Genomic DNA, 20864 nt, shown 5'->3' on the forward strand with positions numbered 1-20864 from the left:
GAAACGTTGCCTCGAAGTTACCTCATCGCCGGGTTTGCCCAAGGCTCCGCCAATCCGGCAGGCACATGCCGGGAAAACAGGCGGGATATGCACCCCGGACCGCCGCCGGGGCGCGGCGTCAGTAGAAGATATCCGGGAAGGACATCCGCGCGGCATCCGCGTCGATCCTGAGAAGCGCCTCGTAATCGGCCGGATCGAAGGGCTCGGAGGCCGGCACGACCTCGCGGCCGAACAGCCAGGACAGCCGTCCGGCATCGAGATTGCCCCGCTCGAAGGGCTCCTCGCCGAAATGCTCCCAGAGCGCGGCCATGAAGGCCTCGTCCACCGCCTTGTCCACGGCCTTGCGGTCGCGGAACCGTTCGCGCCGGGTGATCGGCGTCACGCCGCGCGGATTGGCACGGCGGATGGTGAACTGGTAATCGGTCCCGGGATAGCGGCCCGGGAAGCCCCTGTGCTTCAACATTTCAACCTCGCATGGGCGATCCAGCGCGCCCGCTTGTCCGGATCGGCCAGAAGGCCTTCGATCCGCTCTCCGGTGCCCGGCGCCGGGCGCGTCCCGCCCGGCAGCGCGCCGCCCGCGCGGACCTCCAGCCCGGGACCCGCATCGCGGATCTCCACCACCGGCGAAAAGCCCCGCAGATCCTGCAGCATCCGCCACAGATCCTTGCGGATCTCATGGGCCAGAACCACCGGCCGCAGCTGCGGAAACGCCGCCGCCGCAGACACGTCGAACCGCGCCCGCCCCGGACGGGACAGGGTCACGCAGCCCGGAACGCGGGTCACCTGCCAGCGGCGCATCTTCGGCCCCTCTTCTCGCCCGCCGCGATTGCAGCACGGCAGCCATGGACAAGGCCGCTCTTTGACGGCATGTGAGGAACAATGCAAGCCATGCCTTCGCGCTTCCTCGACAGGCGCACCCCGCCCAAAATCCTGACGCTCGTGATCATCGCCGGCCTGTCGGCGGCGACCATGAACATCTACCTGCCCTCGCTGCCGCGCATGACCGAGCATTTCGGCACGGATTACGCGCTCATGCAGGCCTCCGTCACCGTCTACCTGGCGATGAACGCGGTGCTGCAGCTGGGCATCGGCCCGATCTCGGACCGGTTCGGGCGGCGCCCGGTGCTGCTGGTGGCCTGCGGCCTGTTCTGCCTTGCCACCGCGGGCATCCTGATGGCGCCGACGATCGGCATCTTCCTCGCCTTCCGCATGGCCCAGGCCGTGATCGTCTCGGCGCTGGTGCTGAGCCGCGCCATCGTGCGCGACATGTACCCGTCCGACCAGGCGGCGTCGCGCATCGGCTATGTCACCATGGGCATGGCGCTGGTGCCGATGGTTTCGCCGATGCTCGGCGGCTTCCTCGACTCGGCCTTCGGCTGGCAGGCGAATTTCTGGGCGCTGCTCCTGTGCGGCATTGCCGTCTTCGCGCTGATCTTCTTCGACCTGGGCGAGACCGCGCCGAAGCAGGGCGGCAGCTTCCGCGGCCAGTTCGAGGACGTGCCCGAGCTCTTCACCTCGCGCCGCTTCTGGGGCTACTGCCTGTCGACCACCTTGGCCTCGGGCGCGTTCTTCGCCTATCTCGGCGGCGCGCCCTTCGTCGGATCGGTGGTTTTCGGCCTCACCCCGGCCGAGCTCGGCCTGTTCTTCGGCGCGCCGGCCGTGGGCTACATGATCGGCAACGGGCTGTCGGGCCGCTATTCGGTGCGCTTCGGGCTCAACGCGATGATCGTGGCTGGCGGGATGATCTCGACCACCGGCATGCTGATCTCGCTGCTGCTGTTCTATGCGGGCGAGGCGACGGTGGCGGTGTTCTTCGGCTCGATGACGCTGGTGGGCCTCGGCAACGGGCTCGTCATGCCGAACGGCACCGCGGGGATGCTGTCGGTGCGCCCGAAGCTCGCGGGCACCGCCTCGGGCGTCGGCGGCGCGATCATGATCGGCGGCGGCGCGGCGCTCTCGGCTCTGGCGGGCGCGGTGCTGACCGAGGAATCGGGCGCCCTGCCGCTGATCTGGCTGATGTTCGTCTCTGTCGTGCTCGGCCTGTGCTGCATCGCCTATGTCATCCGCCGCGAAAGGCAGCTCGTCCAGGGCTGACCTGCCGCCGTTAAGCAGGCATTAACCACGTCCGGGCCACCCTCCTCCGTCAGCGGCGGGAGGGGGCCATGGTCGCACGCGCCTTCACGGTAAGTTTCGACGGGCTGGAGGCACGGCCGGTGGAGGTGCAATGCGCCGTGACCGCGGGCCTGCCCGCCTTCTCCATCGTCGGGCTGCCGGACAAGGCGGTGTCGGAAGCCCGCGACCGGGTGCGCACCGCGCTGACCGCCATGTCGATCGCCCTGCCCTCGAAGCGGATCACCATCAACCTTGCCCCCGCCGACATGCCGAAGGTCGGCTCGCATTTCGACCTGCCGATCGCGCTGTCGCTGCTGGCCGCGCTCGACATCCTGCCCCGCGACGCGGTCGAGCGCGCGCTGGCGCTGGGGGAAATGTCGCTCGACGGGTCGCTGGTCGCCGTGGTCGGCGCGCTGCCCGCGGCGCTCGCCGCCGCCGAGGAGGACCGCTGCCTCGTCTGCCCCAAGGCCTGCGGCGCCGAGGCGGCCTGGGTCGGCGGGGCCGAAGTTCTGGCCGCCGCCTCGCTGTCCGACGTGGTGCGCCATTTCACCGGCCAGTCGCCCCTGCCCCCGGCGGAACCGGGCGAGGTGCTGCCCGGCCATGACTCCGGCTGCCTCTCGGAGGTGAAGGGCCAGGAACGCGCGAAGCGGGCGCTGGAGATCGCCGCCGCCGGGCGGCACCACACGCTGCTGATCGGCACGCCGGGATCGGGCAAGTCGATGATGGCCGCGCGGCTGCCCGGGCTGCTGCCGCCGCTGACCGCGGGCGAGGCGCTGGAAACCTCGATGATCCATTCGCTGGCCGGACTGCTCGACGAAGGCGGCATCTCCCGCGCCCGCCCGTTCCGCGACCCGCATCACACCGCCTCGATGGCCTCCATCGTCGGCGGGGGCAAGGGCGCGAAACCCGGCGAGATCTCGCTGGCGCACAATGGCGTGCTCTTCATGGACGAGTTCCCGGAATTCCCGCGCCAGGTGCTGGAGACGCTGCGCCAGCCGATCGAGACCGGCAATGTCGTGGTCTCCCGCGCCAATGCCCATGTCCGCTATCCCTGCCGCTTCATGCTGCTGGCCGCGGCCAATCCCTGCCGCTGCGGCTACCTGTCCGATGCGGCGCGGTCCTGCGCCCGCGCGCCGGGTTGCGGAGAGGACTATCTCGGCCGCATCTCCGGCCCGCTGATGGACCGGTTCGACCTGCGCATCGAGGTCCCCCCCGTGCAGTTCCAGGATCTCGACCTGCCCGCCTCGGGCGAGACCTCCGCGGCCATTGCAGAGCGCGTCGCCAGCGCCCGCGCGGTGCAGGCGGCTCGGTTCGCGGATCATCCCGAGGTGCGGCTGAATGCCGATGCGGGCGGGCGGCTGCTGGACGAGGTCGCGCCGCTTGACGCGGAATGCCGCGCGATGCTGCACCGCGCGGCCGAGCGCTTCGGGCTCAGCGCCCGCGGCTTCCACCGCATCCTGCGCGTCGCCCGCACGATCGCGGACCTTGGCGGCAGCGCGGAGATCCGCGCCCCGCACATGGCCGAGGCGCTGAGCTACCGGCTGACTGCCGGACCGGCCTGATCAGAGCTTGGCCTCGATCGCCTGCCAGATCTTTTCGGCCACGTTGATCCCGTCGAAGCGCTCCAGCTCCTGGATGCCGGTCGGCGAGGTGACGTTGATCTCGGTCAGCCAGTCGCCGATCACGTCGATGCCGACGAAGACCTGTCCGGCCTCGCGCAGGGTCGGGCCGATCGCGGCGCAGATCTCGCGGTCGCGCTCGGTCAGCTCGACCTTCTCGGGACGGCCGCCGACATGCATGTTCGACCGGGTCTCGCCCTCGGACGGCACGCGGTTGATCGCGCCCACCGGCTCGCCGTCGACCAGGATCACCCGCTTGTCGCCCTTGGCCACGGCCGGAAGGTAGGCCTGGGCGATCAGCGGCTCGCGGTTGATGCCGCAGAAGAGCTCGTGCAGCGAGCTGAGGTTGCGGTCGTTCGGGTCGAGCCGGAAAACGCCCGCCCCGCCATTGCCGTAGAGCGGCTTGAGGATGATGTCGCCATGCTCGGCCTTGAAGGCCTTCAGCCGCGCAAGATCGCGCGCGATCATCGTCGGCGGCGTCAGCTCGGGGAAGCGCAGCACCAGCAGCTTCTCGGGATAGTTGCGCACCCAGAAGGGCTTGTTCACCACCAGCGTGCGCCCGTCGAGAAGGTCGAGCATGTGGGTTGTGGTGATGTAGCCCATGTCGAAGGGCGGATCCTGGCGCAGCCAGACCACGTCGACCTCGGCCAGGTCCAGGTCTTCCGGCTGCCCCAGCACGACGAAGGGCGTCTCGCCGCGGCGGATTTCGGCAGGCCGCGCCATCGCGCGGACCGTGCCGCGGTCGAAGGTCAGCTGCTCCGGCCCGTAGACATAGATCTTGTGGCCGCGCGCCTGGGCCTCTTCGGCCAGCCGGTAGGTGCTGTCGGCATTCGGATCGACCGTCTCGATCGGATCCATCTGGAAAGCGATTGTCAGCATGAACATCCCGTCCTTTTGGGACTCCATCTGACCCATTCGCAGCCTCTGTGCAATTGCCACTTGGCCGCGCCGCCGGACACGGCCGCGTCAGTGCAGGATGTTTTCCACCACCCGGGTCTGACCGTGCTGGTCCACCAGCGCCAGGTCGAAGCGCATCGGCGTGTCCATCTGCAGCGGCTCGCCCGCCACGAATTCGGCCGCCGCCTCGCAGATCCGGCGCATCTGGCGTCCGGAAAACCGCGCAACCGCGCGGTCGAAGCTGCGGCTCTTCTTTACTTCGACGAAGACCAGCCCGTCGGCGCCTTCGAGGATCAGGTCGATCTCGCCGCCCTGGCCGCGCCAGCGCCGCGCCCGGACCCGGTGTCCCGAGGCCTCGTAGACACGTGCGACGCAGTCCTCTGCGGCCAGCCCCGCATGGTATCCCGTCGCCCCGGCCATCTCAGCCCTCCTGCTTCAGACCCAGCGCCAGCTGGTAGACCGCCTTGCGCGGCATCCCCAGGCTTTCGGCCACTTCCTTGACCGCATCCTTCATGCTGAGCCTTTCCATGGCGTTAACCAGGGCTGTCTCGACATCCTCCTCGCCCGCGCTTTCGGCCTCCGCTCCGGCGACGACCAGCACGCATTCGCCCTTGGGCGGGGTGTCCCGCACCAGTGCCAGCAGCTCGGAAACCGTGCCGCGCAGCACGGTTTCATAGGTCTTGGTCAATTCGCGGCAGAGCGCGGCCGGCCGTTCCGGCCCGTGGCTCTCGCAGAGCGCCGCCAGCAGCTCTTCGACCCGGCGCGGGGATTCGTAGATCACCTGCGTCGCCCCGGCATGGGCCTGGTCGGCCAGCCAGGACTGGCGCGCCGCGGCCTTGGCGGGCGGAAAGCCCAGGAACAGGAAGCGGTCGGTCGGCAGCCCGGCCAACGACAGCGCCGCAATCGCCGCGCTCGCGCCCGGGATCACCGTCACCGGCAGGCCTTCGCGCGCCAGTTCCGCCACCAGCCGGTAGCCCGGATCGGAAATCAGCGGCGATCCCGCCTCGGAGGCATAGGCGACACTTCGCCCCTCCCGGATGTCGCCTGCCAGCCGCGCCACCGCGGCGTCGGAAGAATGGTCGTGATAGGCGACCAGCGGCCGTCCCTCGCGCGGAACCCCATGAATTTGCATCAATTTCTGCAAAGTCCGGGTATCTTCCGACGCAAGGACATCCGCCGAGGCAAGCACGTCGAGTGCCCTCAGGGTAATGTCGCGGGCATGCCCGATGGGGGTTGCGACAAGATATAGCCCCGGCTGGAGCTTGGTCTGCTGATAATTCACGGTTTATGCCGCTCCCGGAGCCGAGTAAGCTCGTCACGATCGAGTGACGCGGGCAGCATAGGCCGCCCGCCCCCGGACCGCAAGGAGACCACGAATGGCCCCGCCCCGCGCCTTTGCCCGCCGCCAGTTCCTCGGAGCCCTCAGCATGATTCCCGCCGCGGCCGCGCTGAGCGCCTGCGATCCCGGCGCCTTCGGCAGCGTGTCCCGCGGCGGCAGCCCGGGCCCGGTGAATGTCGGCCTGCTGGTGCCTTCGGGCGCGGCCGATCCGCAGCTCGGCATCATCGCCGACAGCCTGACCAAGGCGGCGCGGCTGGCCGTGTCCGAGGCCGAGCCGGGCCTGGTGACGCTGCGCACCTATTCCACCGCCGCCGATCCCGGCCGCGCGCAGCAGGCCGCGCAGCAGGCCAAGGCGGAAGGCGCCAACATCATCCTCGGCCCGCTGCTGGCGCAGAACGCCGCCGCCGTCGGCACGGTGATGGCCTCGTCGAACACCGCGGTGCTGACCTTCTCGAACAACTCGGACATCGCCGGGCGCAACGTGCTGATGCTGGGCAACACCTTCGAGAACATCGCCGCCGAGCTGGGCAGCTATGCCGCCAGCCAGGGCAAGCGCCGGGTCTTCATCATCAATGCCCGCTCCGCCGCCGAACAGGCGATCCGCGACGCCGCGACCCGCGGCCTGTCGGGTTCCGGCGTCCAGGTGGTCGGCTCGGGCGATTTCGAGCTGTCCCAGGAAGGGCTGGTTGCCGCGCTGCCCGGCATCGCCGCGGCCGTCCGCGGCGCCGGGGCGGACACGCTCCTGCTGACCTCGGACACCCAGGCGGCGCTGCCGACGCTGGTCGGGCTGCTGCCCGATTACGGCCTGCCGCCGAGCCAGTTCCAGTACATGGGCATGGCGCGCTTCGACCGGCCGCCCTCCGCCACCTCGCTGCCCGGGCTGCAGAACGGCTGGTTCACCATGCCCGACACCACGCCGACCGGCGAATTCAACCAGCGCTACATCGCCGCCAACGGCAACGCCCCGCACCTGCTGGCGCCCTTGGCCTATGACGGGATCCGCGTGATCGCCGCCCAGGCGCGCAAGTCCGGCGCCGCGGGCCTGACCCCGCAGGCGCTGATCAGCGCGGGCGCCTTCTCGGGCGCGACCGGCACCTTCCGCTTCCTCTCCGACGGCACCAACCGCCGGAGCCTGTCGATCGCGACCATCCGCAACAACACCGTAACCATCCTCAAACAGGCTTCATCCAGTCTTGGCGCATTCGGCTCCTGAACGTTCCCTCCTCCGAACGGATTCCTACGTCCCCCCCGCCGATCTGATCCTGCCTCCGGACGAGATCTTCGACATCGCGCGGATCCACACCGCCCTGGACACCCTGGCCGAAGAGGCCGGGGAAAGCCGGGGCATCCAGCAGGGCGCCGTGGAAATCCTGATGCTGGCCCGCAAGGGCGGCGACAAGGCGATCGCCGAGGCCATCCGCCGCGCGCCAATGCAGTCGGGCCGCGCCGTGCGCTCCTATGCCTACCTGATGGACTGCATCGTGCGCACCGTGTTCGAGGTAGCGACGCGCTTCCTGCATCCGGCCAATTCGCGCAACCAGCTCAAGGGGCTGACGATGATGTCGGTCGGCGGCTACGGCCGCGCCGAGATGGCGCCGCATTCGGATGTCGACCTGCTGTTCCTGACCCCCGCCAAGCCTTCGGCCTGGGCCGAGAGCGTGATCGAGAGCTGCCTCTACATCCTGTGGGACCTGCGCCTGAAGGTCGGCCATTCCAGCCGCTCCATCGCCGAGACCCTGACCCGCGCCAAGGGCGACATCACCATCCGCACCGCGGTGCTGGAGACCCGCTACCTGATCGGCAATCCCGAGCTGGCAGAGCAGCTGGTGGAGAAGCTGCGCAGCCAGCTCTTCGCCAAGACCGGGCCGGAATTCGTCGCCGCCAAGCTGGAGGAGCGCGCCGCGCGCCACAAGAAGCAGGGCGGCCAGCGCTATGTCGTGGAGCCGAACGTCAAGGAGGGCAAGGGCGGGCTGCGGGACCTGCAGTCGCTGTTCTGGATCGCGAAATACCTGCACGGCGTCGATGACGCCGCCGACCTGGTGGACCTGGGCGTCTTCACCCAGGACGAATTCGACCGCTTCGACCGGGCCGAACGCTTCCTGATGGCGGTGCGCAACCAGCTGCACCTGATCGCCGGGCGCGCGATGGACCAGCTGACCTTCGACCTGCAGGTCGAGGTGGCCGAGAAGCTGGGCTATGTCGACCGCGGCGGCCGCCGCGCCGTCGAGCATTTCATGCAGGATTATTTCCGCCACGCCACCACGGTGGGCGAGCTGACGCGGATCTTCCTCACCCAGATCGAGGCGACCCACGTCACCAAGACCTCCTTCATCGAGAACATCCGGAAAATCGGCCGCCACAAGCCGAAGGTGCCGGAGAATTTCGTGGTCGAGCATGGCCGCCTGCGCCACGCCGACGACGCCGCCTTCCTCGCCGATCCGCTGAACTTCCTGCGCATGTTCGAAGAGGCTCTGGATACCGGGCTGCTGATCCATCCCGACACGATGCGGCTGGTGGCGGCGAACCTGCACCTGATCGACTCGAAGATGCGCCAGAACCCGGCGGCCAACGAGATATTCCTGCGGCTGCTCCTCGACCACGGCAACCCCGAACGCGCGCTGCGCCGGATGAACGAGCTGGGCGTGCTCGGCGCCTTCATCCCCGAGTTCCAGCCGGTCGTGGCGATGATGCAGTTCAACATGTACCACCAGTACACGGTGGACGAACACACCATCCAGTGCATCTCCACCCTGGCCGAGATCGAGCGCGGCGAGCTCAAGGGCGGGCTGCCCGCGGCAAGCCGGATCATGTCCGACGGCACGGTCAACCGCCGGGTGCTGTATCTGGCGCTGTTCTTCCACGACATCGGCAAGGGCCGCAACGAGGACCACGCGATCCTGGGCGCGCGCATCGCCCGCAAGGTGGCGCCGCGCTTCGGCCTGGACCAGCAGGAATGCGAGACCATCGAATGGCTGGTGCGGCAGCACCTGCTGATGTCGGACATGGCGCAGAAGCGCGACCTGTCGGATCCGCGCACGATCCGCGACTTCGCCCGCGCGGTGCAGACCAAGCGGCGACTCGACCTGCTGCTGGTGCTGACCTGCTGCGACATCATCGGCGTCGGCCCGAATGTCTGGAACAACTGGAAGGCCACGCTGCTGCGCCGCCTCTACGGCCTGACCGAGACGGCGCTGGCCACCGGGATGGAGCATCTCAACCGCGACGCCCTGGCCTCGGAAGCCAAGGAGAAGCTGGCCGAGACGCTGCGGGACTGGCCCGCGGGGAAGCTCGAGGAAGAGCTGGAGCGGCACTACCCGCCCTATTGGCAGGGGCTGGCCACCGCGACCCAGGCGATTTTCGCCAAGCTGCTCGACGGGCTCGGCAATGACGAGATCCGGCTGGAGCTGACTGCCGACGACCAGCTCGACGCGACGCAGTGCTGCTTCGCGATGGAGGACCATCCCGGCATCTTCGCCCGGCTCGCCGGCGCGCTGGCGCTGGTCGGGGCGAACGTGGTGGACGCGCGCAGCTTCACCACCAAGGACGGCTATGCCACCGCGACCTTCTGGATCCAGGATGCCGACGGCCACCCCTACGGGCCGGACCGCATGGACCGGCTGCGCAGCATGATCCACAAGACCCTGCTGGGCGAGGTGGTGGCGCGCGAGGCGATCAAGTCGCGCGACAAGATCAAGAAGCGCGAGCGCAAGTTCGAGGTGCCGACAAAGATCATCTTCGACAACGAGGGATCCGAGATCTATACGATCATCGAGGTGGACACCCGCGACCGTCCCGGCCTGCTCTACGACCTGACCCGGACCTTCGCGAACAACCATGTCTACATCGCCTCGACCCAGATCGCGACCTATGGCGCCCAGGCAGTCGACACCTTCTACGTCAAGGACATGTTCGGGCTGAAGATCGTCAGCCCGGGCAAGCAGGACTCCCTCACGAGGAAGCTCGAGGAGGCGATCCGGAAGGGCGCCATGCGCGCCACCGAGTGAGGAAAACTTGAAACCGATACGCCTGATTACGGGCTTCGTGACCGTGGGCGGCTGGACGATGGCCAGCCGCCTTCTCGGTTTCGCCCGCGACATCCTGCTGGCCGTCATCCTGGGCACGGGCCCGGTCGCCGAGGCCTTCCTCGTGGCCTTCGCCCTGCCCAACATGTTCCGGCGCTTCTTCGCCGAGGGCGCCTTCAACATGGCCTTCGTGCCGATGTTCTCGAAGCGCGTGGAGGACCCCGAACAGGCCCGCGCCTTCGCGCAGGAGGCCTATTCCGGCCTCGGCTTCGTGCTGATCGTCTTCTCCGCGGCCGGGGTGGCGCTGATGCCGCTCCTCGTCCTCGCCATGGCGGCGGGCTTCGCCGGCGACATCCGCTTCGAGCTGGCCGTCGAATTCGGCCGGGTCTGCTTCTTCTACATCCTGTTCATCTCGCTGGCGGCGCTGCTGACCGGCGTGCTGAACGCGATCGGCCATTTCGCGGCAGGCGCCGCGGCGCCGGTGGTGCTGAACATCATCCTCGTCGCTGCCCTTGCGCTGGCGCAGACCGGGATCATCCCGGTCTCGCCCAAGGCCGAGGAAATCGCCGGGCTCCATGCCGGGCGGATCCTCGTCTGGGGCGTGCTGGCCGCCGGGATCGGCCAGTTCCTGCTGCTGTGGTGGACGGCGCGGAATTGGGGCTACCGGATGGGGATCACCCGGCCGCGCTTCAGCCCCGACATGCGCCAGCTGGTGAAGGTCGCGGTGCCCGCCGCGCTGGCTGGGGGCGTGGTGCAGATCAACCTGCTGGTCGGCCGCCAGGTCGCCAGCTATTTCGACGGCGCAGTCGCCTGGCTGGCCTATGCCGACCGGCTCTACCAGCTGCCCCTCGGCGTGGTCGGCATCGCGGTCGGCGTGGTGCTGCTGCCCGACCTGTCGCGCCGCCTCGCCGCCGGAGACGACGCCGGCAGCCGCCACGGGCTGAGCCGCGCGGGCGAATTCGCCCTCGCCCTGACCCTGCCCGCCGCGGTGGCGCTGATCGCCATCCCCGGCCCGCTGGTCTCGGTGCTGTTCCAGCGCGGCGCCTTCGACGCCTCGGACACCGCCGCCACCGCGCTGGCCGTGGCGGTCTACGGCGCGGGCCTGCCGGCCTTCGTGCTGCAGAAGGTGATGCAGCCGCTCTACTTCGCCCGCGAGGACACCGTCCGCCCGTTCCGCTTCGCACTCTGGGCGATGGCGATCAACGCCGCCATCGCCATCGGCCTGGCCCCGGTCTTCGGCTTCATCGCCGCCGCCTGGGGCACGACCCTGGCCGGCTGGGGGATGGTCGGCCTCCTGTGGTGGGGCGCGCGGGACATGGGCGAGGTCGCCCGCTTCGACGACCGGCTGCGCCGCCGCATTCCGCGGCAGGTGCTGGCGAGCCTGATCATGGGCGCAGTGCTGATGATCTCCGCCCGGCTGCTCGACGGGATGCTCCATGCCGGCGGGGTGCGCTACATCGCCCTTGCCGCACTGGTGGGCCTCGGCATGCTGTCCTATGCCGTCGCCTCGCATCTGACGGGCGCCTTCACCCTGCGCGACCTGAAATCGGCGACGCGGCGCGGTTGAGCCCTTGGGATCCGCGCCCTGCCCGCTAGATCCTCGGGCATGGCGCCGGTCCTGAGCTTCACCGAGCGGGGCATCTACTGTCCCGCGGGCGATTTCCACATCGACCCCTGGCGGCCCGTCGGCCGGGCCGTCATCACCCATGGCCATTCCGACCATGCCCGCCCCGGGCACGGCAGCTATCTCTGCACGCCCGAGGCCGCGCCGGTGATCCGCCACCGGCTGGGCGACATCCGGACCGGAACCCTGCGCTACGGCGAGCCGCGCCGGATCGGCGATGCCACGGTCAGCTTCCATCCCGCGGGCCACCTGCCCGGCTCGGCGCAGGTGCGGGTCGAGGTGGCGGGCGAGGTCTGGGTCGTCTCCGGCGACTACAAGGTCGAGCCCGACGGGCTGTGCGAGCCGTTCGAGCCGGTGCGCTGCCACGCCTTCATCTCGGAATGCACCTTCGGCCTGCCGGTCTTCCGCTGGGCGCCGCAGGCGGAGGTGATGGCGGAAATCGACGCCTGGTGGGCGGAGAACCGCGCCGCCGGGCGGGCCTCGCTGCTCGGCGCCTACTCTCTGGGCAAGGCGCAGCGGCTGCTGGCCGGGATCGACAGTTCCGCGGGTCCGATCCTGACCCATGGCGCGGTCGAGGCGACGAACGAGGTGCTGCGGGCCCAAGGCTACCGCCTGCCCGGGACCATCCGCGTCACGCCCGACACCAAGCCGAAGGACCATCCCGGCGCGCTGGTCATCGCCCCGCCCTCCGCGCTCGGCACGCCCTGGGCGCGGCGCTTCGGCCCGTCCTCGGCAGGCTTCGCCTCGGGCTGGATGCGGCTGCGCGGGATCCGGCGGCGGCGCGGCATGGACCGCGGCTTCGTGCTCTCGGACCATGCCGACTGGGACGGGCTCAACGCCGCGATCCGCGAGACCGGGGCGGAGCGGGTTTTCGTCACCCATGGCTACACCGCCGTCTTCCGCCGCTGGCTGGCGGAACGGGGCTATGACGCGGGCGTCGTCGAGACCGAGTTCACCGGCGAGGAAGCCGGGGAGACAGCAGAATGAAGCGCTTTGCCCGGCTGTTCGAGACGCTCGACCGCACGACCCGGACCAATGCCAAGACTGCCGTGCTGGCCGCCTACCTGGCCGAGGCCCCCGAGGCGGACCGGCTCTGGGCGATCGCGCTGCTGTCGGGGCGGCGGCCACGGCGGGCGGTCCCGTCTGCACGGCTGAGGGAATGGGCGGCGGAACGCGCCGGGCTGCCGCTCTGGCTGGTGGAGGAAGCCTATCCGGTGGTGGGCGATCTTGCCGAGACGATTTCGCTCATCCTGCCGCCGCCTCTCCGCGCCGCGGAGCGGCCGCTGTCGGACTGGATGGACTGGATCGAGACCCTGCGCCCGCTGGAGGAGGGGGCGCGCAAGGCCGAAGTCCTGGCAGCCTGGGACGGAATGGCGGCGGAGGACCGGCTGGTCTTCAACAAGCTGCTGACGGGGGGCTTCCGGGTCGGCGTCAGCCAGAAGCTCGTCACCCGCGCGCTGGCGGAGGCGACCGGCATCGAGGAGCCGCGGCTGGCGCACCGGCTGATGGGCGACTGGACGCCCGCCACGACAAGCTATGCCAAGCTGGTCCTGTCGAACGACCCCGGTGACGATCTCAGCCGCCCCTATCCGTTCTGCCTGGCCCATCCGCTGGAAGACCCGGCCGACAGCTTGGGCGATCCGGGCGGCTGGCTGGCCGAGTGGAAATGGGACGGCATCCGCGGCCAGCTGATCCGGCGCGGCGGCGAGCTATATCTCTGGAGCCGCGGGGAGGAGCTGATCACCCCCCGCTTCCCCGATTTCGCGCCGCTGCTCGACTTCCTGCCCGATGGCACGGTTATCGACGGCGAAATCCTCGCCTGGGACCGTCCGGAGAACCAGCCCCTGCCCTTCGCGCAGCTGCAGAAGCGGATCGGACGCAAGACCGTGCCGAAGAAGCTGCTGGCGGAGGCGCCCGCCCGGATGCTGGCCTATGACCTGCTGGAACGGGACGGCGCCGACCTGCGCGGCCGGCCGCTTTCCGAACGCCGCGCCGGGCTGGATGCGCTTCTCGCCGGACTGCCGCCCGAAGCGCCGCTCGGACCGTCGCCGCTGGAACCCATCGCCTCTTGGAACGCGCTGGCCGGAACCCGCGCCACGGCGCGGGAGCGCCGCGCCGAGGGGCTGATGCTGAAGCGCGCCGGCAGCCCCTACCACGCGGGCCGCAGGCGCGGAGACTGGTGGAAATGGAAGCTGGAGCCGCTGACCGTCGACGCCGTGATGATCTATGCGCAATCGGGGCACGGGCGGCGGGCGAACCTCTTCACCGATTTCACCTTCGCCGTGCACGACGGCGCAGACCTCGTGCCCTTCGCCAAGGCCTATTCCGGGCTGACCGACGCGGAATTCGCGCAGATCACCCGATGGGTGCAGAAGAACACGCTGCAGCGCTTCGGGCCGGTGCGGCAGGTGGCGCCGGAGCTGGTCTTCGAGATCGCCTTCGAGGGCATCCAGGCCAGCCCCCGCCACAGATCCGGGATCGCCCTGCGCTTCCCCCGGATGGCGCGCTGGCGGCAGGACAAGCCCGCGGCAGAGGCGAACACGCTGGCCGACCTGCAGGAGCTGCTGCGCCTCTACGGCTGAGTCGCGCCCCGGATCCGCGTGAAAACCGCGACTTTAGGATGATTGATATTCAGTTAATTGCAACCAAAGGTGGAGGAAAACTGGAAAAAATAAACGACCAATTGGGAGGATTGGACATGAAGAAAACGGCACTGCTGACCGCGGCTGCCGCGCTGGCGGGTTCCACCGTTCTGGCGCAGCAAGTCCCCGACAACCTGGAAAAGCTGTCGAATTTCCAGTCGACCGGGACCACGGAGTTCACCTATGTGGAACAGGGCGGCGACTATGCCGAGGGGATCAAGCGCAACCTCGAGCGCATCAAGCTGCCCGACGGGTTCAAGATCAGCCTCTATGCCGTGGTGCCGGATGCGCGCCACATGGCGGTCGGCCCGCAGGGCATCGTCACCTTCGTCGGCACGCGCAAGGACAAGGTCTGGTCGGTGACAGACCGCAACAAGGACCGCGTGGCCGACGAGGTGAAGGACTTCGCGCCCTCGCTGCAATTCTCGATCCCGAACGGTCCCTGCGTCTCCGATGACGGCTTCCTCTACATCGCCGAGCAGAACCGCGTGCTGGTCTTCCCGGCGGCCGAGTTCTTCTATGAAAGCCCGGACGTCGCCGCGTTCAACGTGGTCAAGAAGGGCGACCTGATCCCGGTCGAGGAGGAAAGCTTCAACCACACCGCGCGGGTCTGCAAGATCGGGCCGGACGGCAAGATCTACATCTCGCTGGGCCAGCCCTTCAACGTGCCCGCCCCGGAGAAGCTGGACCTCTACGCCAAGGAAGGCATCGGCGGGATCATCCGCATCAACCAGGACGGCACCGGGCGCGAGGTCTTCACCCGCGGCATCCGCAACTCGGTCGGGCATGACTTCCATCCCGTTTCGGGCGAGCTCTGGTTCACCGACAACCAGGTCGACGGCATGGGCGACGACATCCCGCCGGGCGAGCTGAACCGCCAGACCGCCATGGGCCAGAATTTCGGCTTCCCCTGGTACGGCGGCGGCTCGGTCCGCACCAACGAGTACAAGGACCAGGAGCCGCCCGCGGACGCCGTCATGCCGGTCACCGAAATGACCGCCCATGCCGCCGATCTGGGGATGAGCTTCTACACCGGCAGCCAGTTCCCGGACAAGTACAGGAACGCGATCTTCTCGGCCCAGCACGGGTCCTGGAACCGCACCGAGCCGGTCGGCGCCAGGATCATGGTGACCTATACCGGCGAGGGTTCTGACCCCGACGATTTCCGCACCGAGGTCTTCGCCGATGGCTGGATCGACGAGAACGGCGAGTATCTCGGCCGGCCGGTGGACGTGGCGCAGCTGCGCGACGGCTCGATCCTGGTCTCCGACGACCTCGCGGGGGCGCTCTACCGCATCTCCTACGAGCCTGCCCAGTGATCCGGGCAGCTCTCATCGTCCTGGGCGGGGTTTTCCTCGCCCAGGCGGCTTCCGCGCAGGACGGCGACGGCGGCGACCCGGAAGCGGGCCGCAAGGTTGCCGGGATGTGCCGCACCTGCCACGGGCTGGAAGGCTATGCCAAGATCCCGATCGCCCCGCATATCGGCGGCGAACCGGCCAGCTACCTGCGCCGCCAGCTGGACGCGTTCCGGGCCGGCAGCCGCGAGCACGAGATGATGACCATCGTCGCCAAGGGGCTGAGCGACCAGCAGGTGCTGGACGTCACCGCCTGGTATGCATCCCAGGACGCCACCGCGCAGCTGACCGCCGATCCCTCTGGCGCGCCCGAGCTCTGCTCGTCCTGCCACGGGGTGGACGGCATCGCCATCACGCCCGACGCGCCGAACCTGGCGAACGAGACGGCGATGTATGTCGACACCCAGCTGAAGGCCTTCCGCATCGGCAAGCGCCAGAGCGAGATCATGGGACCGATCGCCGAAGGCCTGAGCGACGAGGAGATCCGCGCCGCCGCCGACTGGTATGCGGGCGTCAAGCTGACGGTGAAGTCCCCGCAGCCTGCCAACTAGGCATGTTTCCTGCACACGGGTTGAACCCCGGCCATGGCCGGTCTTACATACCCTCCAGCATTTAGCAGGAGAGACCGCATGCAGCTTGCCCGACCCGTCTTCGACGCGAACGCGCCCGCCGGGGCCGATGGCCTCGGCAACCTGCCCGACTGGGACCTGACGGATCTCTATCCCGCCCCCGACTCTCCCGAATTCGCCGCCGACATGGAGAAGCTCGAAGCGCTCTGCGCCAGCTTCGCCGAGGATTACGCGGGCAAGCTCGACACGCTCGACGCCGCCGGCCTGCTGCGCGCGGTGGAGCGCGACGAGGAGCTGTCGACCATCGCCGGCCGGCTGATGTCCTATGCCGGGCTGCGCTACTACCAGTGCACCGTGGATTCCGAGCGCGCCAAGTTCATGGCCGATGCCCAGGACCGCATCACCACCATGACCGCGCAGCTGGTGTTCTGGTCGCTGGAGCTGAACCGCATCGACGACGCCAAGCTGGCCGCGATGTTCAAGGAAAGCGACGGCCTCGCCCGCTACAAGCCGATCTTCGACCGGCTGCGCGCGATGAAGCCCTACCAGCTGTCGGACGAGCTGGAGCAGTTCCTGCATGACCAGTCCGCGGTCGGCGCCGCGGCCTGGAACCGGCTGTTCGACGAGACCATCGCCGGGCTGGAATTCACCATCGACGGCGAGCCGCGCTCGCTGGAGGCCACGCTCGACCTGCTCAGCGAGCAGGACCGGTCGAAGCGCGAGGCCGGCGCCCGCGAGATCGCCCGCGTCTTCGGCGAGAATGTCCGCACCTTCGCCCGCGTGCACAACACGCTGGCCAAGGAAAAGGAGATCGAGGACCGCTGGCGCAAGATGCCGACCGCGCAGACCGGCCGCCACCTGTCCAACCATGTCGAGCCCGAGGTGGTCGAGGCGCTGCGCAATGCCGTGGTCGCCGCCTATCCGAAGCTGTCTCACCGCTACTATGCGCTGAAGGCGAAATGGCTCGGCCTCGACACGCTGCAGGTCTGGGACCGCAACGCGCCTCTGCCGATGGAATCGGACCGCAAGGTCGGCTGGGAAGAGGCCAGGAAGACCGTTCTGGATGCCTATGCCGGCTTCGATCCGAAGATGGCCGAGATCGCCGCGCCGTTCTTCGAGAAGGGCTGGATCGACGCGGGCGTGAAGCCGGGCAAGGCGCCGGGGGCCTTCGCGCATCCGACCGTCACCACCGTGCATCCCTATGTGATGCTGAACTACCTGGGCAAGCCGCGGGACGTGATGACCCTGGCGCATGAGCTGGGCCACGGTGTCCACCAGGTTCTGGCGGCGGACCAGGGCGAGCTCCTGAGCTCGACGCCCCTGACCCTGGCCGAGACCGCTTCGGTCTTCGGCGAGATGCTGACCTTCCGCGCGCTCTTGGAGAAGGCCGCAACCAAGGAAGAGCGCCGGGTGATGCTGGCCGGCAAGGTCGAGGACATGATCAACACGGTCGTGCGCCAGATCGCCTTCTACGATTTCGAGTGCAAGCTCCACGCCGCGCGGCGCGAGGGCGAGCTGACCCCGGACGACATCAGCGCGCTGTGGATGAGCGTCCAGGCCGAAAGCCTCGGCCCGGTCTTCGAGTTCATGGAGGGCTACGAGGTCTTCTGGGCCTATATCCCGCATTTCGTCCACTCGCCCTTCTACGTCTATGCCTATGCCTTCGGCGACGGGCTGGTGAACGCGCTCTATGCCGTCTACGAGGAAGGCGACGCGGATTTCCAGGCGAAGTATTTCGAGATGCTCAAGGCGGGCGGCTCGAAGCACCACAAGGAGCTTCTGGCGCCCTTCGGGCTCGATGCTTCGGACCCGGCCTTCTGGGACAAGGGCCTGTCGATGATCTCGGGCATGATCGACGAGCTGGAGGCGATGGAGGACTGATCCATCACGTTTCCTGCGGATCGAGGACCGGCGCCCTGCGCCGGTCCTTTTCGTTTGGCTTCAGGCGTCGCGCGGAACGGCCCCGTTCATCACCTGGCCGCTGCGGACGGAAGGCCGGATCGCCGGCCTCGCGGTCACGGCCCGAGGGCGCGACCCATCGGGAACGGCGCGCCGACCCATCGCCGCAGCGCCGGCCGGACCCCGGACGCAACCGAACGCCGGTTTCCCGCGGGGAGGATACCACCGGCCGGACCTGCGAAAGGACCCGCGAAAGGGGGCCACTTCGCTCCCTTGCCGCAGCGATGGCACGCCCGGAGCCAGTTTGGCCGGCAGCGGCTGCGGCATCCCCAGTCCCGGGGCGGAAAGAAGGACCTGCGGCATGGCAGGCAGGCGGCGGACCCGGGCGGACACCGCTTCCGCTTTGCGGCGGGCCTGTGACCCGGGCGAACCATTCGCCGGAGGGCGCCGGGAAGTCGGCCCTTTCCCGTTCGCCGGGATGCCGGAAGGCGCACGGCCCGGCCGGCGACAGGCGGAACGGCATTTTCCGGATGGATTTGGTTGGAGACAGGCGCGATGCCGGGCGCCCGGTCGCCGGCCGCCATTGCGACCGCAGACCACCTGCCGACTGGCATCGCCACCATGGCCGCCGCTTCGCGCCGGAAGAAGGGCCCTTCCAAAGGCGGGCAAATGGCCAATCTGGACCGGAACCGTCTTGCCATGGCCGCAGACCCATGCGAGTCTGGCAGACCATCCGCCGGGCGGCGCCGGGAGCCAAAGCTATCCCGTTTGCCGCAAGACCGGATGGCACAGGGCCCGGCCGATGATCCGCAGAGCGGCATGGTCCGGCTCTGCTTCGCGGCAGGGACGCAAAGCAGATCGTCCGGGCGCAGCGGATTGCCGGCCTGGATGGCACCTGCGGAACAGCGGCATCGCGACGGTAGCGCGACTCTCCGGCCGCCGCCCGGCCGCGGGATCAGCCGCCGTAGATCGTCGCGAGGATCGAGCTTGCCGAAGCGCTGGTGAAGAGCGAGCCGGAGCTGCCCGCATAGCTGGCCGCGGCCGTGCCGGAGCGGACGAGATACTGGGTGATCAGCTTCTCCTGGTTCTCCGGATCGAGGAAATCGGATGCCTTCGACGAGCCGATCAGCCGCTCGCTGGCGGCCTGCATCAGCGAGCGCTGCGCATCGAGATCCATCGAGGCGAAGTCGCTGCCCATGCCGAACGCGCCCTGGAAGGCCTCGCGCAGCACCGAGTTGCCCAGCACGCGGTACCATTGCCCGGCCTCGGTGCCGCCAGTCTCCACCGCCGTCTTCATTTCCTCGGCCAGCGACATCGCCACCCGCAGCTCAGGGCGCAGCTCGCCGACGGCGATGCGGAATTCCTGTTCGACGTAGCTCTTCGTCACGTCCGCGATCTGGGCATCGACCTGCGCGCCGGATAGGGCGGCCAGGGTCTTGGGATCCTGCAGCGCCGCGACATCCTCGGTGCCGTACTGAGCCTTCATCGCCGCCTTCATCGCGGCGACCTGGTCGGCCTGGGACAGGCTGCCGAAGCCGTCGCCCAGCCCGAGCCCCTGCACCAGCGCATCGCGCAGCGGCTCGACCTTCAGCACGCTTTCCCATTTCTGGCCGACGCTCGGCCCCTGGTCGCGCGCAGCCTCCACCGCATCGGTGAAGGCGCCGAGCGAGAAGGTCCCGGCCAGCCCGCGCCCGTCGGGGTCGAGATAGCGGTCGCCCAGCAGCGTCTGGTTGGCCTGGCTGGTGAAGACGGAGAATTCCGAGCGACCGAAAAGCCCTTCGGCCTTGGACTTCATGTCGGCGATCTGGTCGGCAGCGGAAAGGCCCGAAAAGCCCGCCGAAACGCCGAGCGCCGCCGACATCACGTCGCGCAGCGCCGTATCCGCCTGCAGCGCCGCCCAGCGGTCGGCATCGTTGCTGCTCGCCTTGGCGATCGCGTCGATCCGCGACTTCATCCCGGAATAGGAAAACCCCGCCTCCAGCGCCTGCCCCGCCGTGCCCAGATAGGCATCGGCCACGGCGAAGGCGTTCTTCGGATCGATCAGCGCGGTGAGCTTGGTGCTGCCATAGACCTGCTCCATCGTCGTCTCGAAGACATCGATCTGCCCCTTGGTGTCCAGCAGGGCCGCGCTGGCCGAGGTGCCGAGGATGCGCCCCAGCGTGTTCGACATGCCCGGCTCGCGCAGCGCCCGTTCCCAGACCCGGCCCGCAGTGTCGGCTCCGAGCAGCCCGAGCGTCAGGTTGCTGGACAGCTTGGCCGCGGCGTTGAGATAGACCGGGCTTTCGCCGTTCAGCGCCTGCACTGCCGCCGACAGCCCGTCGCTGAGCGCCGGCAGCGACGCCGAAAGATCGCCCGATCCGGTCAGCCCCAGCGCCTCGAAGGTCTTGGCCAGCGCCGCATAGCGCCCATCCGACAGCTTGTTGGCGAAATCGCCCGGGTCGTCTGTCCCCTGCTCGATCACCTGGCGGATGAAATAGCGGTTCGGCAGGTCATCCTTCAGCCCGTGCGCCCCCAGCGCGACCTTCAGCGCCTGGTAGTCCTTCATCAGGTCGTCGACCGAGGACATCTTCCCGATCTTGGCGGCGAAGTTCTGCTGTTCGCGCCTGAGCAGCCCGTCCTGCGAGAAGGCGTTGAGCTGGGCGGCGCGGCTGTCCTTCAGGTAGAGCCAGCTGGTGATGGAGCTGCCGGGCAGGAGCGGCGTGTACATGGGACGATTCCGGGTTCTGGCGCAAATCGCCCCCGAAGCTAGGCCCGCAGGCTTACCGCCGCCCTAACAGTTAAAAACT

16 protein-coding genes are annotated in these 20864 nt (G+C 68.9%); 10 read left to right on the plus strand and 6 right to left on the minus strand.

From position 1 onward, the window contains the following. Positions 1–118 precede the first annotated feature (118 nt). Positions 119–463: a hypothetical protein gene (locus tag HCC78_RS01175; RefSeq protein WP_172326893.1), complete on the minus strand. Its 345-nt coding sequence runs from the start codon at positions 461–463 to the stop codon at positions 119–121. Next, complete coding sequence (locus HCC78_RS01180) at positions 457–798, minus strand: hypothetical protein (protein ID WP_172326894.1); 342 nt, start codon at positions 796–798, stop codon at positions 457–459. The genes HCC78_RS01175 and HCC78_RS01180 overlap by 7 nt, the downstream gene beginning before the upstream one ends. An 81-nt stretch (positions 799–879) precedes the next feature. On the opposite strand from HCC78_RS01180, the gene HCC78_RS01185 reads away from it, so the two are divergent. Together HCC78_RS01185 and HCC78_RS01190 are read left to right on the plus strand one after the other, a co-directional pair. Then, positions 880–2094, plus strand: coding sequence for a multidrug effflux MFS transporter (locus tag HCC78_RS01185; RefSeq protein ID WP_172326895.1), 1215 nt, complete (start codon positions 880–882; stop codon positions 2092–2094). 68 nt (positions 2095–2162) lie between these two features. Next, positions 2163–3674 (plus strand): YifB family Mg chelatase-like AAA ATPase, encoded by a 1512-nt coding sequence (locus HCC78_RS01190; RefSeq protein ID WP_172326896.1) that lies wholly within the window; start codon positions 2163–2165, stop codon positions 3672–3674. Here the strand turns inward: HCC78_RS01190 and gshB are convergent, their stop codons facing one another. The 3 genes from gshB to rsmI form a co-directional block, all read right to left on the minus strand. Continuing rightward, complete coding sequence (gshB, locus tag HCC78_RS01195; protein WP_172326944.1) at positions 3675–4607, minus strand: glutathione synthase; 933 nt, start codon at positions 4605–4607, stop codon at positions 3675–3677. 90 nt (positions 4608–4697) lie between these two features. Next, positions 4698–5048 (minus strand): YraN family protein, encoded by a 351-nt coding sequence (locus tag HCC78_RS01200; RefSeq protein WP_172326897.1) that lies wholly within the window; start codon positions 5046–5048, stop codon positions 4698–4700. 1 nt (position 5049) lies between these two features. Further along, positions 5050–5910, minus strand: a complete 861-nt coding sequence (gene rsmI, locus HCC78_RS01205) for a 16S rRNA (cytidine(1402)-2'-O)-methyltransferase (RefSeq protein WP_172326898.1) — start codon at positions 5908–5910, stop codon at positions 5050–5052. Positions 5911–6004: 94 nt separating this feature from the next. Here rsmI and HCC78_RS01210 point away from each other — a divergent pair, with 94 nt between their 5' ends. From HCC78_RS01210 to HCC78_RS01245, 8 genes are all read left to right on the plus strand, one after another. Beyond that, on the plus strand, positions 6005–7180 hold the full coding sequence (locus HCC78_RS01210; protein ID WP_172326899.1) for a penicillin-binding protein activator: 1176 nt from the start codon (positions 6005–6007) through the stop codon (positions 7178–7180). Then, positions 7161–9971 carry a [protein-PII] uridylyltransferase gene (locus tag HCC78_RS01215; RefSeq protein WP_172326900.1) on the plus strand — a complete coding sequence of 937 codons (2811 nt, stop codon included), beginning with the start codon at positions 7161–7163 and terminating at the stop codon, positions 9969–9971. Before HCC78_RS01210 ends, HCC78_RS01215 begins: the two co-directional genes overlap by 20 nt. Positions 9972–9978: 7 nt before the next feature. After that, on the plus strand, positions 9979–11556 hold the full coding sequence (murJ, locus tag HCC78_RS01220; protein ID WP_172326901.1) for a murein biosynthesis integral membrane protein MurJ: 1578 nt from the start codon (positions 9979–9981) through the stop codon (positions 11554–11556). A 39-nt stretch (positions 11557–11595) separates the two neighbouring features. Next, positions 11596–12600, plus strand: coding sequence for a ligase-associated DNA damage response exonuclease (locus HCC78_RS01225; RefSeq protein WP_172326902.1), 1005 nt, complete (start codon positions 11596–11598; stop codon positions 12598–12600). After that, a complete protein-coding gene (locus HCC78_RS01230; protein ID WP_172326903.1) occupies positions 12597–14195 on the plus strand; it encodes an ATP-dependent DNA ligase in 1599 nt (532 codons plus the stop codon). The genes HCC78_RS01225 and HCC78_RS01230 overlap by 4 nt, the downstream gene beginning before the upstream one ends. A gap of 116 nt (positions 14196–14311) precedes the next feature. After that, on the plus strand, positions 14312–15574 hold the full coding sequence (locus HCC78_RS01235; protein ID WP_172326904.1) for a sorbosone dehydrogenase family protein: 1263 nt from the start codon (positions 14312–14314) through the stop codon (positions 15572–15574). Next, the gene (locus HCC78_RS01240) at positions 15571–16161 is read left to right on the plus strand and encodes a c-type cytochrome (RefSeq protein WP_172326905.1); all 591 of its coding nucleotides are present in this window, start codon (positions 15571–15573) and stop codon (positions 16159–16161) included. Before HCC78_RS01235 ends, HCC78_RS01240 begins: the two co-directional genes overlap by 4 nt. A gap of 78 nt (positions 16162–16239) precedes the next feature. After that, positions 16240–18060: a M3 family oligoendopeptidase gene (locus tag HCC78_RS01245; protein ID WP_172326906.1), complete on the plus strand. Its 1821-nt coding sequence runs from the start codon at positions 16240–16242 to the stop codon at positions 18058–18060. A gap of 973 nt (positions 18061–19033) precedes the next feature. Here HCC78_RS01245 and HCC78_RS01250 read toward each other — a convergent pair. Then, the gene (locus HCC78_RS01250; RefSeq protein WP_172326907.1) at positions 19034–20785 is read right to left on the minus strand and encodes a DUF1217 domain-containing protein; all 1752 of its coding nucleotides are present in this window, start codon (positions 20783–20785) and stop codon (positions 19034–19036) included. Positions 20786–20864: the final 79 nt, after the last annotated feature.

It is taken from the genome of Mangrovicoccus sp. HB161399 (assembly GCF_013184745.1).
Taxonomy (GTDB): domain Bacteria; phylum Pseudomonadota; class Alphaproteobacteria; order Rhodobacterales; family Rhodobacteraceae; genus Mangrovicoccus.

Coding starts and splice junctions, on each gene's coding strand:
- HCC78_RS01190 (WP_172326896.1), top strand. CDS start 2,163: ATGGTCGCACGCGCCTTCACGGTAAGTTTCGACGGGCTGGAGGCACGG.
- HCC78_RS01185 (WP_172326895.1), top strand. CDS start 880: ATGCAAGCCATGCCTTCGCGCTTCCTCGACAGGCGCACCCCGCCCAAA.
- HCC78_RS01180 (WP_172326894.1), bottom strand. CDS start 798: ATGCGCCGCTGGCAGGTGACCCGCGTTCCGGGCTGCGTGACCCTGTCC.
- HCC78_RS01245 (WP_172326906.1), top strand. CDS start 16,240: ATGCAGCTTGCCCGACCCGTCTTCGACGCGAACGCGCCCGCCGGGGCC.
- HCC78_RS01250 (WP_172326907.1), bottom strand. CDS start 20,785: ATGTACACGCCGCTCCTGCCCGGCAGCTCCATCACCAGCTGGCTCTAC.
- HCC78_RS01235 (WP_172326904.1), top strand. CDS start 14,312: ATGAAGAAAACGGCACTGCTGACCGCGGCTGCCGCGCTGGCGGGTTCC.
- HCC78_RS01200 (WP_172326897.1), bottom strand. CDS start 5,048: ATGGCCGGGGCGACGGGATACCATGCGGGGCTGGCCGCAGAGGACTGC.
- HCC78_RS01225 (WP_172326902.1), top strand. CDS start 11,596: ATGGCGCCGGTCCTGAGCTTCACCGAGCGGGGCATCTACTGTCCCGCG.
- HCC78_RS01230 (WP_172326903.1), top strand. CDS start 12,597: ATGAAGCGCTTTGCCCGGCTGTTCGAGACGCTCGACCGCACGACCCGG.
- HCC78_RS01210 (WP_172326899.1), top strand. CDS start 6,005: ATGGCCCCGCCCCGCGCCTTTGCCCGCCGCCAGTTCCTCGGAGCCCTC.
- HCC78_RS01175 (WP_172326893.1), bottom strand. CDS start 463: ATGTTGAAGCACAGGGGCTTCCCGGGCCGCTATCCCGGGACCGATTAC.